This window comes from Paenibacillus sp. FSL H8-0079 (genome assembly GCF_037991315.1).
Taxonomy (GTDB): domain Bacteria; phylum Bacillota; class Bacilli; order Paenibacillales; family Paenibacillaceae; genus Paenibacillus.
The window spans coordinates 1,239,617-1,254,294 of the sequence record NZ_CP150300.1 but is presented as its reverse complement, the minus strand read 5'-3'; the positions used below and the strand labels follow the sequence as shown (position 1 = coordinate 1,254,294).

At 49.0% G+C, this 14,678-nt stretch carries 10 protein-coding genes; 3 read left to right on the top strand and 7 right to left on the bottom strand.

The features are described from left to right. The first annotated feature begins 32 nt into the window (after positions 1-32). Entirely contained in the window at positions 33-1,817 is a 1,785-nt protein-coding gene (locus MHI06_RS05465) for an ABC transporter ATP-binding protein (RefSeq protein WP_340400738.1), read from the top strand. Next, positions 1,810-3,633: an ABC transporter ATP-binding protein gene (locus MHI06_RS05460; RefSeq protein WP_340400737.1), complete on the top strand. Its 1,824-nt coding sequence runs from the start codon at positions 1,810-1,812 to the stop codon at positions 3,631-3,633. The genes MHI06_RS05465 and MHI06_RS05460 overlap by 8 nt, the downstream gene beginning before the upstream one ends. A 131-nt stretch (positions 3,634-3,764) precedes the next feature. Here MHI06_RS05460 and MHI06_RS05455 read toward each other — a convergent pair whose 3' ends face one another. Next, positions 3,765-5,336, bottom strand: a complete 1,572-nt coding sequence (locus MHI06_RS05455; protein ID WP_340400736.1) for an ATP-binding protein — start codon at positions 5,334-5,336, stop codon at positions 3,765-3,767. 260 nt (positions 5,337-5,596) lie between these two features. On the opposite strand from MHI06_RS05455, the gene MHI06_RS05450 reads away from it, so the two are divergent. Further along, complete coding sequence (locus MHI06_RS05450) at positions 5,597-5,932, top strand: hypothetical protein (protein ID WP_340400735.1); 336 nt, start codon at positions 5,597-5,599, stop codon at positions 5,930-5,932. A gap of 270 nt (positions 5,933-6,202) precedes the next feature. Here the strand turns inward: MHI06_RS05450 and mglC are convergent, their stop codons facing one another. The 6 genes from mglC to MHI06_RS05420 all read right to left on the bottom strand — a co-directional run bounded on the left by mglC (position 6,203) and on the right by MHI06_RS05420 (position 14,629). Continuing rightward, positions 6,203-7,222: a galactose/methyl galactoside ABC transporter permease MglC gene (gene mglC, locus MHI06_RS05445; RefSeq protein WP_036606383.1), complete on the bottom strand. Its 1,020-nt coding sequence runs from the start codon at positions 7,220-7,222 to the stop codon at positions 6,203-6,205. Between the two features lie 15 nt (positions 7,223-7,237). Beyond that, positions 7,238-8,743, bottom strand: a complete 1,506-nt coding sequence (locus tag MHI06_RS05440) for a sugar ABC transporter ATP-binding protein (RefSeq protein WP_340400734.1) — start codon at positions 8,741-8,743, stop codon at positions 7,238-7,240. Positions 8,744-8,817: 74 nt separating this feature from the next. Then, positions 8,818-9,879: a galactose ABC transporter substrate-binding protein gene (locus tag MHI06_RS05435; protein WP_036672480.1), complete on the bottom strand. Its 1,062-nt coding sequence runs from the start codon at positions 9,877-9,879 to the stop codon at positions 8,818-8,820. A 163-nt stretch (positions 9,880-10,042) separates the two neighbouring features. Next, positions 10,043-11,221, bottom strand: coding sequence for a substrate-binding domain-containing protein (locus MHI06_RS05430; RefSeq protein ID WP_340400733.1), 1,179 nt, complete (start codon positions 11,219-11,221; stop codon positions 10,043-10,045). Next, positions 11,208-12,995 carry a sensor histidine kinase gene (locus MHI06_RS05425; RefSeq protein ID WP_340400732.1) on the bottom strand — a complete coding sequence of 596 codons (1,788 nt, stop codon included), beginning with the start codon at positions 12,993-12,995 and terminating at the stop codon, positions 11,208-11,210. Before MHI06_RS05425 ends, MHI06_RS05430 begins: the two co-directional genes overlap by 14 nt. 26 nt (positions 12,996-13,021) lie before the next feature. Beyond that, positions 13,022-14,629 carry a response regulator gene (locus MHI06_RS05420; RefSeq protein ID WP_340400731.1) on the bottom strand — a complete coding sequence of 536 codons (1,608 nt, stop codon included), beginning with the start codon at positions 14,627-14,629 and terminating at the stop codon, positions 13,022-13,024. Positions 14,630-14,678 lie beyond the last annotated feature (49 nt).

Genomic DNA, 14,678 nt, shown 5'->3' with positions numbered 1-14,678 from the left:
ACTTATGCAATTAAAACTGAGGTGATTTCCTATTGTGGACGTTAAAACGATTCTTGACCCCGTATAAGTCGGCGGCGATCCTCGCCCCGCTGCTCATGGTACTTGAGGTTGCCATGGACCTGCTCCAGCCCAAGCTGATGTCCAGCATCGTGGATGATGGTGTTCTTGCAGGCAACCTGTCCCATATCGTAACTACAGGTCTGATCATGCTACTTGTTGCGTTAATTGGCTGGGTCGGCGGCGCAGGCTGTACACTCTATTCAAGTAAGGCTGCCGTGGGATACGGCACGGATCTGCGCCAGGAACTGTTTGACCATATTCAAACCTTCTCCTTCCGTAATCTGGATACGTTTCAGGAAGGATCTCTGATTACTCGTCTGACGAGTGACATTACCCAGATGCAGACCTTTGTACAGATGCTGCTGCGGATGTTTATCCGTTCGCCGATGCTGATCATCGGTAGTATCATCATGGCGTTTACGATCAGTGTGAAGCTGGCTTTGATTCTTATTGCGACTGTGCCGGTACTGTTTATAATTTTATTTATCCTGATAAAAGCTTCCTATCCGCTGTTCGCCAGCGTTCAGAGCAAGCTCGATCAGGTCAATGCCGTTCTGCAGGAAAATCTCGCTGGCATCCGAGTCGTCAAGGCGTTTGCACGTGCGCGTCTGGAGAAAAAGCGCTTCAAGCAATCCAATGAAGATTACACGTCAACTGCCGTGAAAGCCTGGCGGATCGTCACACTGAATGCACCCGTACTCAGCCTCATGCTGAATGCTACCATTGTAGCGGTACTGTGGTTCGGAGGTTTCCAGGTAGTCGGAGGCGATATTGCCGCCGGAGATCTAATTGCTTTTATCAACTATGTCACGGTTGTACTCTCTTCCCTCACGTCGATCGGCATGATGATGATGAGTTTCTCCCGGGCCAAGGTATCTGCTGCCCGGATCAACGAGGTGTTACATACCGAGCCGGATATTCAATCGGGAACCGACAACTCCGGTAATATACAGTCACATCAGTCTAAGCGTGATCATTACTTGTACCAACCATCTCCCCTTCCTTCACGCGTAGCGGGTCAAGTGGAGTTCAGAGACGTATCTTTCCGTTATGACGGAGACCATACACTTACAGGAATTAACCTGATCGCTCGCCCAGGTGAGAAAGTAGCCCTGATTGGCTCAACAGGCTCAGGCAAAACCTCGCTGGTGCAGCTGATTCCCCGTCTGTATGATGCTTCTCAGGGTGAAGTGCTCGTGAACGGAGTGAACGTTCGCCACTGGGATCTTCAGGATCTTCGCAGCCGTGTATCTATTGTGCTGCAGGAATCCATCCTGTTCAGCGGCAGCATCCGGGATAATATTTGCTTCGGCCGGCCCGGTGCAACGGATGCTGAATTACGTGCTGCGGCACAAGCTGCGGCAGCGGATGATTTTATTATGAAACTGAAAGATGGGTATGACACGGAGCTGGGTCAGCGTGGGGTCAATCTGTCCGGTGGACAGAAACAGCGTATATCCATTGCACGCGCCCTGCTCATGCGGCCAGAAGTGCTGATTCTCGACGATAGCACCAGTGCTGTGGATTTACGTACGGAAGCGAACATTCAGAAGGCTTTGCAAACCTTGATGAAAGACAGCACGACCTTTTTGATTGCACAGCGGATCTCCTCCGTGAAGGATGCAGACTGTATATATGTCATTGATGAAGGACAAATCGTTGCCCGGGGCACACATGATGACCTTATGGCTCATTCTTCACACTACCAAGCGATCTATTATTCGCAGCAACGGAAGGAGGATGTTCAATTTGGCTAAACCTGCATCTTCCTCTAATCAACAAACGGTCGTGCCTCCGATTGGAAGACCCGGACCAGCGGGAAGAGGACCTGTTCCCAAAGTCCGAGCCAAAAATGCTCGCCATGCCCTGATTCGGGTATGGTCGTACATGGGACGTCATCGCAAAGGAGTTATTGCTGCATTGGTGCTAACTGCTCTCGGCACACTGCTCAATCTGGCAGGACCTTATCTTCTCGGCCGTGCTGTTAACGAACATATCGTGCCCAAAGTAACAGCGGGTTTGCTGAAGGAATGTCTCCTCTTGCTGAGTGTTTATGTCCTTGGCTCGCTCCTGATGTGGGCTCAATCCTATGTCATGATTGGTGTGTCACAGTTGACCGTTAAGGATCTGCGACATGCGTTGTTCTCCCGACTACAAGAGCTGCCGATCAGCTTTTTTGATAAAAATCAAAGCGGGGACCTGATGAGCCGGGCCACCAATGATATCGATAACGTATCTACAACGTTGAATCAAAGCGTAACTCAATTAATGTCTAGTGCCATCCTGCTCGTTGGTTCCTTGTCGATCATGTTTGCACTCGATGTCCGGCTTACCCTGCTCAGTCTGATAACGGTACCGTTGATTACCATCGCCACTCGCCTGATTGCGTCAAGAACACGCAAACACTTCACCGCCCAGCAGAAATTACTTGGTGAGCTTAACGGGTATGCTCAGGAAACCATTGCTGGACAAAAAGTTGTAGCGGCTTATAACCGTCAGGATCAGGCACATCAGCATTTTCAGAACCTGAACGAGAAACTGCGCACATCCAGCACACAGGCCCAGACTGTTTCAGGTCTGGTTGGCCCTACAATGAACGTAATGAATAATATCGGGTTTGCCATACTGGCTTCTGTAGGTGGATGGATGGCCTATCATGATCTTACGTCCATCGGACTTATCGTCAGCTTTCTCGCCTACTCCCGCCAGATTGAGCGGCCGCTCAACGATCTGGCCAATCAGTACAATCTGATTCAGGCTGCAATCGCAGGTGCTGAACGCGTGTTCCACATCATGGATACACCTGGCGAATATGTAGAGGAACAGAAGAAACAACTGGATCAGATCCAAGGTAAAGTGGTATTTGAAGACGTCTCCTTCGGGTACAGTGCGGATCGAGACATTCTGAAGAAGGTTAGCTTTACCGCAAAACCGGGTGAGATGATTGCACTTGTTGGACCCACCGGCGCAGGTAAAACGACCATTATCAACCTGTTACCCCGTTTCTACGAGATTACAGGTGGGCGGATTACCATCGATGGATGTGACATCTCGGAACTGGAGAAGGATCAACTCCGTCGGCAACTCGGCATTGTACTTCAGGATGCGTACCTGTTCTCGGGTACCATTCGCGACAATCTCGCCTACGGCAAGCCAGACGCAACGGATGAACAGATCAGGCAAGCGGCCGAGCTGGCGAATGCCCATTCATTCATCCGCAAACTCTCACAGGGCTACGATACACCCATCATTTCCGGGGGAAGCAATCTGAGTCAGGGACAACGACAGCTGTTAACCATTGCCCGGGCCATTCTGGCTGATCCAGCCATTCTCATTCTGGATGAAGCAACGAGCAGCATCGATACGCGTACAGAGATGCAAATCCAGGAAGCGATGCGCACATTGATGAAAGACCGCACCAGCTTCGTCATCGCCCACAGACTGAGCACGATTCGTGAAGCCGATCAGATTCTCGTCATTGATGATGGACAGATCGCTGAACGGGGCAATCATGATGAGTTGATGCAGCAACAAGGATTCTACTATCAGTTACATCAGGGACAACTAAAATGATCTGATACGATGTGGATTCTACACATTAGGTTAATCGAAATACTAAACGCCGCATGAGGTTCTCCAGGACCCATACGGCGTTTTTTTGTTTATTGATTATGTTGTTGCTGTTTCTGGGTCCGTTATACGAGTTACGTCTCCATTGGCAGATGAAGCGTGAAAGTAGAACCAACCCCCATCTCACTATGGACGGTAATTTTACCGTTGTGGTCCTGAACGATTTTCTGGCAGAGTGCAAGCCCGAGTCCCGTTCCTTCTTCTTTGGTCGTATAAAATGGATTAAAGATCGTGGATAGCGAATTTTCCGGAATGCCACTTCCCGTGTCTGTAATCGAGACGAGTACTGCTTCCCCGTCCTGCAACAAATCCATATGAACCTCGCCAGGGTCTTCCATCGCTTCAAAAGCGTTACGAATCAGATTGATCAATACCTGCACAATTTTATCCCGGTCCATGTTGACCATGACTGGCTCACTAGTCATTTCAAGCGTAATCCGATGCCCTCGGGATGCCGCGTCTGACTCGGTCAAAGACATGACACGTTCAAGGCAGTGTCCCAACTGTTCCGGTTTCATGTGATTGGCATGTGGTTTGGAGAACTGTAAAAATTCAGCCGTCAGATCGGTTACCCTCGTCACCTCGCCCATAATCACTTCATACCACGGGGCGATATTGTACGCTTGTCCACGTGACAGCTGCAGAAATCCCCGAATTGCGGTGAGTGGGTTCCGAATTTCGTGAGCCATACCAGCGGCCAGTTCCCCTACAGCTCTTAGCCTTTCGGAACGGAATACTTCTTCTTCATTTTTCAGCCATTTGCTGCGCTGTTGTTGAAGTAACCTGTCCTCGGCAACCGTCATAAAGTGCTGCAAGGTATCCGACATTTCCGGGTAGAGAGAGATGCTATAGCTAACCTGTAGGCCTTGAAGCTGAACGGACAGTAGTGATGCGATTCGTTCTTCCACGTCCTGTATCTCCGGCAAAACGACTGCAAAACGATCTCCCGCATATCGGGATATGCCATACGCCTCGGTGAACTGATTGGTAATCATTTCGCCTGTTCCCGTGATCACCGAACACCAGGGATCTTCTGAATCTTTTTTATATCCGCTAAAATTATTGACATTCAAAAGGACAAGCAGAAAAGAGCGACGCTCTTCCACTGTCTTATGCAGCACTTCCATGTAACCTTCATAATTTAACAATCCGGTAAGCGGATCATGAAGGGTTAAAAATCGATTTTTTTCCCGAAGCCGACGCTTCTCGACCTCACTGTTAATCAACGTGTGATACAAAAAAATGATAACAACTGAGGTTAACAGGTCAAATAACGAAACCAGCAAAGCATATGTATCTACAGGCACATACGAAAGCCGAATCACCGTATATTGCAGCATGAGCAGCAGCGAGATCGGTAAAGTCTGTGCTACGCGTTGTTTATCCTGAATCATCGAAATAATGAGCATATAATACAGCATGTTGCACCAGTTCAGTTGACTGAAATAATGGAATAGTCCGAGAAAAATCCAATGAAACATCCGCAGCACAGGATATCTTCTCTCCCCATAAATACTCGCTACCAATAAGGTCCCCGCTAACAACATCAATGCCGGATGAGGGGTAAGCCTTAGAACATAAGAGGACAGAATGACAAGCAGACAGCCTAGTGGGAATATCACCATTTTCATCGTGTAACTTAGCAAATAGCCTCGCCCCCTTTGACATAAAAAATCACATCTAACAACTTATGTACATGTATTATATCGAGTATGATTAGCTGATGTTGTCGATTAGTGGAGGCTTCTCAAATTCGCATGAATGTATAAATTATGAAGGCAATAGGACATATGCATGAATTGTAATAGGCAAAAGTGAAACAATTATTCTACGCATGGATCATCATTGTGATACAATACATTAATGGATTAATTTAGGATAAAATCATAGTTATGGAGGAGTCTACATGACAACACAACGAAAACCACTGGGCCTCGGAACGCTCTCTCTGCTCGTACTGTTGATGGGTCTCGCCTTTAACTTCCAATGGGGCAAAACAAATTTTATGATCAGCCATTACCTGTTCAACTTAATAAACATGCCTATCTATAGCAACGGAACTCAGGGACTTCACATTCCTTTTGTGGTAGCAGCCCTTTTCTGGATTCCGACCTTCTTAATTGCCAAAAAATATCGTGCACATTTTGGCACAAGTGTATCTTATAACGTCGCCGGATTCATGTTGCTCTTTTGCATTATTGGGCTATTTATCCCCGTTATCGATTGGATGGTCAATGGTTAAACAATTAAAGCCAGCTCTCTATATCCCGAGGGCTGGCTTCTTTGCTGCTTTTCCATATAAGATGAACAAATTATTTACACGATAACGTAGAAGACAGAAATAACCTGAAGAAGCGGAGCGTTCGCCTAAAAGCTTTCTGAAAGAAAGCTGCATCGGAAGCATATGCTATCCCCAGATTTTCACTTCTTTAGAAGGGAAAATCTGGGGATAACAGCGATCAGAAGGTTGTTCTGTCATCGGAGTGACTGGTGTAACCTTTTTTGGCTCATCTTATTTCTTTGCCATATACTTACGGATATCAAAAGCCACCGCAGCAACAATGATCAATCCTTTGATAATCAGCTGCCAGTATGGACTTACACCGATAAACGTCAGGCCATAGTTGATGACCCCGAAGATCAGTACACCTGCCATAACTCCAGGCACAGTCCCAATACCTCCAGCCGTTGATACACCACCTACCACACATGCGGCAATCGCATCCAGCTCATACATGTTACCGTAATTGTTTGTTGCTCCGCCTGTTCGTGCTGCCTCAAGCACACCACCCAGACCATACAATGCACCCGCAATGGCATACAGGGCAACCAGGTTGCGTGCTACATGAATCCCGGATACATGCGCTGCCTGAATGTTGCCGCCGATCGCGTACATGTTTTTGCCGAGACGTGTTTTGTTAAAGATCACCCAGCAGATTAATGCCACCGCAATCGCAATGAGGACGATATAAGGGATGGAATAACCCCCGCCCAGATCAATGTAGCCAGAGCCAATGACAGTGAAGTCGGGTCTCAATCCTCCGATCGGCTGCGATTGGTTGGGTTCCGTATCAAAATAAATGGAGTTCAATCCATACACGGCTACCATTGTACCCAGCGTTGCGATAAAAGGTGGCACATGTAATTTGGCGACAATGAGTCCATTTACCAATCCCACGAATAGACCTGCGGTAATCCCCACAAGGATCGGCAGACCCACCCATAACTGGGGCAGATCGGGGAAGAAGCGATTTGCATATTCATCAATTTGCAACATCGATGCCGATACAACAGCCGTTAGACCAACCACCCGTCCAGCGGACAGATCGACCCCGCCCGTGACGAGGATAAAGGCTGCACCGAGCGCAATAATGGCCCGTGTGGAGGACTGCTGTAAGATGTCCCGCAGTGTGGAGAAGGCAAGAAAATTCGGATCGGCAATCGCAATACCAATGATGAGCAGAATCAATACGATAAAGATTGCGCGCTGTGTGACATATTGTTTTACTTGATTGATCATCTGTGTGTTCATCTGTTTCCCTCCTGACTAAGCCATCCGTTGCTGCGCGGCCAGCCTCATAATATTCTGCTCGGTTGCCTCGGCTCCGTCCACGATTCCAGTGAGACGCCCTTCGCTCATCACCATAATGCGATCCGACATGCCCAGCAGTTCTGGCATCTCTGAGCTGATCATGATAATGCTTTTGCCCTGACGAGCCAGTTCCATAATAATGGTGTAAATCTCGAATTTGGCTCCTACATCGATGCCACGTGTCGGTTCATCCAGCAGAAGTATCTCCGGGTCGGTCAGCAACCAGCGAGCTAGTAGAACTTTTTGTTGATTACCACCAGACAGGTTGCGAATTAGCGTGTTAACTGAAGGCGTTTTGGTTCTGAACTTCTGCGTCTGCTCACGTGCCTCTTCGCGGCCCTTTTTCTCGTCCAGCAAGCCCACGCGATTTCGGTAGCGCCCCAGACTCGCAATGATCGTATTCTCATACACTGACAACACTGGGAAAATTCCCGTGACCCTTCGTTCTTCCGTGAGCAACGCAATGTTATGACGTTTCGCTGCTGCGGGAGAGTTAATTTTCACCTTGCGCCCATGAATCGAAATGGTACCTGAAGCGAGTCCGCGCAGTCCGAACAAGGACTCCATCAGTTCTGTCCGCTGTGCTCCAACCAGGCCACCAATACCGAGCACTTCACCTTTTCGCAGCTCAAAGGATACATCACGAAACGATTTGGACTGGTTCGATGTCAGACCCTCGGCTTTCAATATCACTTCACCGGGTACGTTCGTCCGTTCCGGGAAACGTTCATCCAGATCACGGCCAACCATGCGCGTAATAATAAGATCTGTCGTTAAATCAGCGGCATCCCAAGTCCCGACAACGAAGCCATCACGCATGATCGTCACTTCATCCGAGATCGTCAGGATCTCCTCCATCTTGTGTGAAATATAGATAATGGATACGCCGCGACTGCGCAGTTCATTAATAATGGCAAATAGCTGATCCACTTCCTTGCCTGTCAGGGAAGAAGTTGGCTCATCCATGACGATGACTTTGGATTGAAAAGAGACGGCCTTGGCGATTTCCATGGATTGAATCTTGGAGACAGACAGTGTTCCCGCCTGAGCCTTCGGATCAATATCCAGGTTCAAGTCCTTGAACAGGGCCAGCGTATCGGTATACATCCGTTTCTCGTCCACCAGTATCCCCCTCATCGGAAAACGACCCAGCCATATATTCTCCATCACCGGACGATGCGGGACCGGGTTCAGCTCCTGATGAATCATGGATATGCCTTGCTGAAGTGCCGCTTTGGAATTCGGAATATCCACATCCTTTCCTTCGATTCGTATCGTTCCTTCATCTGGACGATACATGCCGAACAGACATTTCATAAGCGTCGATTTCCCCGCTCCATTCTCTCCCATCAAGGCGTGAACCGTTCCCGGCTTCACTTTCAATGTGACCTGACTTAGTGCCTGCACACCCGGAAATGCTTTGGAAACTCCATTCATCTCCAGCAGGTAAGGTGACTCCATCTTGGTTCCTCCCTTCCATATGACCGGCAAAAAAGGGACGCTACCCGAATGACGGACGTCCCTGTCTCGTACTGTTATTGGGCGTCGGCAATGTTGTCTTTTGTAATCTTTTTGTAGGCAATCCAGACATATTTACCATCTGTAATGTCATATTTGGTATTTTCCTTTGTTGGTGTCTCACCTTTGGCAAGTACGGAAGCCAGTGCTACCGTGGCTGCACCCTGATTCTTGGCATCATTGAGCACCGTACCGAGCATCGTACCATCCTGTAGAGCCTGAATAGCCGGAGCCGTTGCATCTACGCCTACTACCGGCATCGATTTGCCATCCTTGAAGTATCCGGCTGCTTTCAATGCCTCAATGGCGCCCAAGGCCATGTCATCATTATTCGCGAGAACGGCTTCAATCTTGTCACCATGGGAAGCCAGGAACGCCTGCATTTTCTCCTGACCTTTCACCCGGTCCCACATCGCCGTGTCTTCCGCCAGTGCTTCCACTTCGATACCGGCATCCTGGATCGCCTGAACCGAATATTTGGTCCGAAGCTCTGCATCCTGGTGACCCGGTTCCCCTTTCAACATGACGTATTGCAGTTTGCCATCGCCATTTTTGTCTGCTTCCGGATGTGCTTTCCAGTAATCCACAATCAGTTGTCCAGAGATCGTACCGGACTCCTCCGCTTTCGCTCCTACATAGTACACTTTATCCCACTTGTTCATATCTTCAGCTACTGGCTCACGGTTGAGGAACACCACTGGAATATTCGCTGCCTTGGCCTTGTCAATGATGACACCTGCCGCCGTGCGGTCTACCGGATTCACAGCCATTGCATTATATTTCTTGGATACAAACAGATCGACTTTCTCATTCTGGGTCGGTTGTGCATTCTGGCTATCCACGATATCCAGGGTCGCAATGCCTTCCGCTGCTGCAGTCATCGCATTACGTACACCCGTCATGAACGTATCATCGAATTTGTAGATAGCGACACCAATCTTGGGCGTTTCCGTACCGGCTGCTGTCTGGCCTCCTGTATCTGTCCCCGTACTTCCACCTGCACTATCTCCACCGCTACTACAACCCGCCGCCACAACCATACATGCCGTAATTAACAGTGTCATCCATGTTTTCTTCATATCCTAATGACCTCCCCCAAGTTCATTCGGCTTTACCGATATCTTTATTATGAAAGGGTTTACATTAAATTCGAATACAATATCTTCACCTGTTTTATCGAAATCTTCCTCAAGTTAAGAAAATGGATTAATTTCATCATTCAGCATTCGTTCCGGCACTCGTTCATTGAACAAAAGGAAACAGCAGCTTCTGGTTATCCATCCAGAACATATTGTCGGTACTAACCAGCTTCGTCTCAAGTAACACTCTCGCCTGCACCGATTGATTGTTCAGCCGCGCAACGGCTTGATTCAATCCCAGATAACCTGCACTGTATCCATTCTGGACGATGAGATGATCAAAGACCCCTTCTTGCAATTGCTCCAGTTGCTGTTGTTCACTGCCGAATCCAACAATTCTTACCTTATCCGCAGATTTGCGTCGATTCAGTTCATCGGCTGCTCCCAGAGAAGCCGGTTCCTGAAGAGCAATGAAGCCATCCACCTCCTGCTGATCCAGCAATTGCTTCGCAGTCTGCCAACATCCATCCCTGGTATTACATATCGATTTGGGTTCCACTTGAATATTAGGATACTGAACCAAGGCTTCCATAACCCCCTGCTCTCTCTGAATCAGACCAGAATTAAGAGGATCGGGACCCAATAAAGCCACATACCCTCGTCCTTCCAATAGCTCTGCCATGGCCTGCCCTGCTTGCCGTCCAGCCTCCACATTATCCATAGAGATGACACTGGTGATACCTTTCACGGGAAATTCATCGTTAAGTACAATGACAGGAACAATGGTTCCATCGGAATTTGTTGTCTGTGCCTCCTGAATGATGTCACTAAGTGCTTTCTCACTTAGGGGATCAACCAATAGAGCTGATGCTCCCTGCTTCAGAGCCAATGCCGCGGCATCCACCTGGGCCTGCTCCCGTGCACTGCGAGACAACGTTCCACGGCCCGTATTGGCCTGCTTAGCCTGTATCTGACTACCAACGGAGTCTGGAATGGATGGCGTATACACATTACCGTCGGAAGGGTATGCCTCCACGGTCATCAGCTCCGCCCCACTTTCTTTGGCAGCCGCTTCGGCACCAAGCCGGATGGCTTCCGCAAGTTCCCCTGTTCCAGCTGGCGTAATCAGCGCGATACGTGGCGTTACTGCCGTAGCATCGGGACTCGATGAGCCACAGGCACTACATATGAACAGACAGCAGCTTGCGGCTGTCAGGGTTACTAACCGACGTTTCCGTATTCCTGGAAAGCTCGCAGCAACCTTTTTCAAAAACGTACGAATGTATGACCCTACAACTCTGTGGCTGGGGATATCGCTCCTATTCACCTTATTGTCCGTCATCAGGCTCGCCCTCCTTCTGCTGCGATTGAACAGGAATCCGCATCCAGACCGTGGTGCCTTCTTCCAACTCACTTGCAAATTCAAGGCCATATGCCTCCCCGTAATAAAGCCGAATTCGATCATGTACGTTGCGTACCGCTACGCCTGATCCTGCACCGCTTTTAACAACCGGACTGCCACTTAATAACCCTGACATCTGTGCTTCCGTCATGCCGACCCCATTATCTGTAATGCGAAACACCAACTTGTTGTCCTCACGATAGACATCGATCTCAATACATCCCTCGTCCATATGGTACTCGATGCCATGAACAATGGCATTCTCAATCAGGGGTTGCAGCACCAGCTTCAATGTCAGGCAATCCAGAAGCGTCTCATCGGCTTTAATCGTAAAGTTGAATTTGCGCTTGAACCTCATCTGCTGAATCGTCAAATAATGCTGGGCATGCTCCAGCTCTTCCCTGATTGTGATTATCGTTTTGCCTTGACTGAGACTGATGCGGAAAAGGCGAGAGAGAGACGTGATCATCGTAATCACTTCCTCATTGCGGCTCATGCCAACCATGCGCACTACCGAATTCAGAGTATTATATAGAAAATGTGGATTGATCTGGGCCTGCAAGGCTTCCAGCTCCAGACGCCGCTTCTGTTCCTGTTCATGGATGATCTCATCCATCAGGGTGCGAATTTTATTGACCATCAGATTAAAGCGACGAGATAGACGTTCCACCTCCAGCGGCCCTTCAATAGGCAATTCCACGTTGAAATCCCCACGCTCCACGGCCTTCATCTTGCGTTCCATTCGCCGGATCGGGCGAGTCAGACTGGAGGATAGGAACAAAGAGACAAGAATGACCAGCACCAGCACTACCACCAGAACACGAATGAGATATCCGTTCACTTCCTGACGGGTTGTCATAATCTCATCCAGATAGGCGACACCAACGATTTTCCACCCGATATTGGCAACCGACTTCACGGTATTCAGCCTTTTCTGCCCATCTGCTTCATCTTCATAACTGCCGGAAGCCACCAAAGCCTGTTCGATATTCTCGCTTTTGAGACCCATATACATCAATTGCTGCTGTGGATGGTACACGATATTGCCCGCGCTCTCATCGATAATATAGATGTATCCCCGTTGCCCCAGACTGACCCGGCGGCTCAGTTCATCCATCTGTTTGAAGTTGATATCAACCAGCAGGATGACCTGCCGATCCTGACCATTTTGGCGTATCGTTATACCTTTGCTCATGGAAACGACCCATTTATATGGGCCTGTGTACATGTTCTGAATATGAGGTAACGAGAAACTCAGGTGATCTGGTACACGGAGCGCAGACTGAAACCACCCTTGCTGTGTCACATGGGCACTGGTTTTCAATTCGGCTGTAGGTCTGTTCTTCAGCAATTGCCCCTTGGAATCGAGCAGAGTTATGGAGATGATATCCTCACGACTGCTGAGCAGTGTGTCGAGCTGTTTGTCCACCTGTTCCCCTTCCCATGTCCCGTCACGCAGCATGTGTTCCTCAATGGCACGGTACAGATGCGACATACTGCGGACGTAATCCTCCAGGTTATAACTGACTTGATCCACAATCTGTCTCGTCGTCAGTTCCGCACTTCGCTCGGCAGCCTGCGTGAACTTGTCATGCAGAAGCATCGCCATGATGGTCAGCACCAAGACAATGAAGACGGAGAAGGACCACGTAATAATAAACCGAATACTGCTGACCCTGGAGGAACGCAGACGAGAGCGCAATTGAACTCCCATGGACTTCACCCATCTGAACAGGAACTTCATCGAATCGACCCTTCACTTGCTGCCTGGGAGGCCTGTTTACGATATTCTTTGGGTGAGACGCCAATATGTTTTTTGAAGCAAAAACTGAAGTAATTCGGTTCGGCAAAGCCAACCTGCTCCGCAATCTGAAACGACTTTAGCTCTGTCGAGCGAAGCAGTTCACGCGCTGCCTCCATTCGGATCTGCATCAGGTATTGCAGGAAGGTAAGCTGCACTTCTTTTTTGAAAATGCCGCAAAAATAACCGGAGCTGATATGCAGATGTCCGCACACCTTTTGAATGGAAAGGTCCGGGTCAGCATAATGCTCTTTCGTGAAAACTAATGCCTGCTCGACAATATCTTTGTATACATGCTGGCGTCCGCTGGCAATGCGATGTTGTACGAGCAGACAGACCTCTCGCACCTTTATCTGCGCCTCAGTAAGTCCCGGCAGTCGGAACAAATCCGCATACAACTGGAACCCTGCACCGAAGATATCTTCCATCGCTTCTCCTGATGCCTGTGCTGCCTTCCAGACCGTTGTTAACACTTCTATTAGATAGAGCTGAATATCACTTCGCCCGTGTTCTACCGTAATTTCCCGGAAAATGATCTCTAAGCCTTCCTCCAGCTCTGACTGCGTCCCGGCCTTCAGACAACGAGTCAGCGTCTGCTGCTTCAACTCGTCAAAACGCAGCTTGCCCGCCGTCTGCCGCTCCACATCCGCAATATATATGATTGAATCCGTCCCAGGCACAAGCCGATAATCCAGTGCCAGCAGGGCATCTTCGTAGGCATGATTCACATCCGCAAGTGTATCCACAATCTGGCCAGATCCCACTGTCGCCGGGATACGTAAGTAGTGGTTGATGCTGCGTATGACATTTTCCAATGCCTTCTGTTGCCGCTTCGTTCCATCTGTACCGCCCGAGCGATCCACATAGAGCAGGACAATCGTCTCCTGATGCATAAACGCATGACCAGCCCCATGCTCAGCCCACACTTCTGCCGCAATGTTAAGTGCAGCAAAGCGTTTCAGTTCAGCATCTCCGTCCATATGCAGTGTCAATACAGATACACCGTACCGTTTCCCTGTCAGATCTAATCCACATTGTTTGGCTTTACTACGAATATATGTCGAGGATTTCTGCCGATGGAGCAAGGTCGCCATCAGATCTGCCTGTAATAAAGGCAAGCTGGTGTGATAGTGCTCACGCAGCTGCTGTACATCTTCACGCTCGGCAACTTCAGCCGCCATTTGGGCGCGCAATCTTGTGAGCAGTTCGGTGAGATGCCCTGCCGAGAACGGTTTTAGCAGATATTCATCCACACTTAACGAGATGGCCTGCCTCGCATAATCAAATTCATCATATCCAGTCAAAATGACCACCTTCACAAGTGGATTTCGCTTCCTCAATCTTTGCGCGAGTTCCAGACCATTCATGAACGGCATGCTGATATCGGTCACCACAATATCCGGCTCTACCCGTTCCGCCATCTCCAATGCTTCCCGCCCATTCTCTGCCAAACCGACAATGCGCAGATCGAGCGCTTCCCAATCGACCTCTACAACCAGTCCTTCGCGTACATCTTCTTCATCATCCACCAGCAGTACCCGGTACACGATCGGATTCCTCCCTTTTATGACGGGCCTTATGCCCTAGCAAATAATA

Coding starts and splice junctions, on each gene's coding strand:
- MHI06_RS05425 (WP_340400732.1), bottom strand. CDS start 12,995: ATGGGAGTTCAATTGCGCTCTCGTCTGCGTTCCTCCAGGGTCAGCAGT.
- mglC (WP_036606383.1), bottom strand. CDS start 7,222: ATGAACACACAGATGATCAATCAAGTAAAACAATATGTCACACAGCGC.
- MHI06_RS05430 (WP_340400733.1), bottom strand. CDS start 11,221: ATGACGGACAATAAGGTGAATAGGAGCGATATCCCCAGCCACAGAGTT.
- MHI06_RS05435 (WP_036672480.1), bottom strand. CDS start 9,879: ATGAAGAAAACATGGATGACACTGTTAATTACGGCATGTATGGTTGTG.
- MHI06_RS05440 (WP_340400734.1), bottom strand. CDS start 8,743: ATGGAGTCACCTTACCTGCTGGAGATGAATGGAGTTTCCAAAGCATTT.
- MHI06_RS05450 (WP_340400735.1), top strand. CDS start 5,597: ATGACAACACAACGAAAACCACTGGGCCTCGGAACGCTCTCTCTGCTC.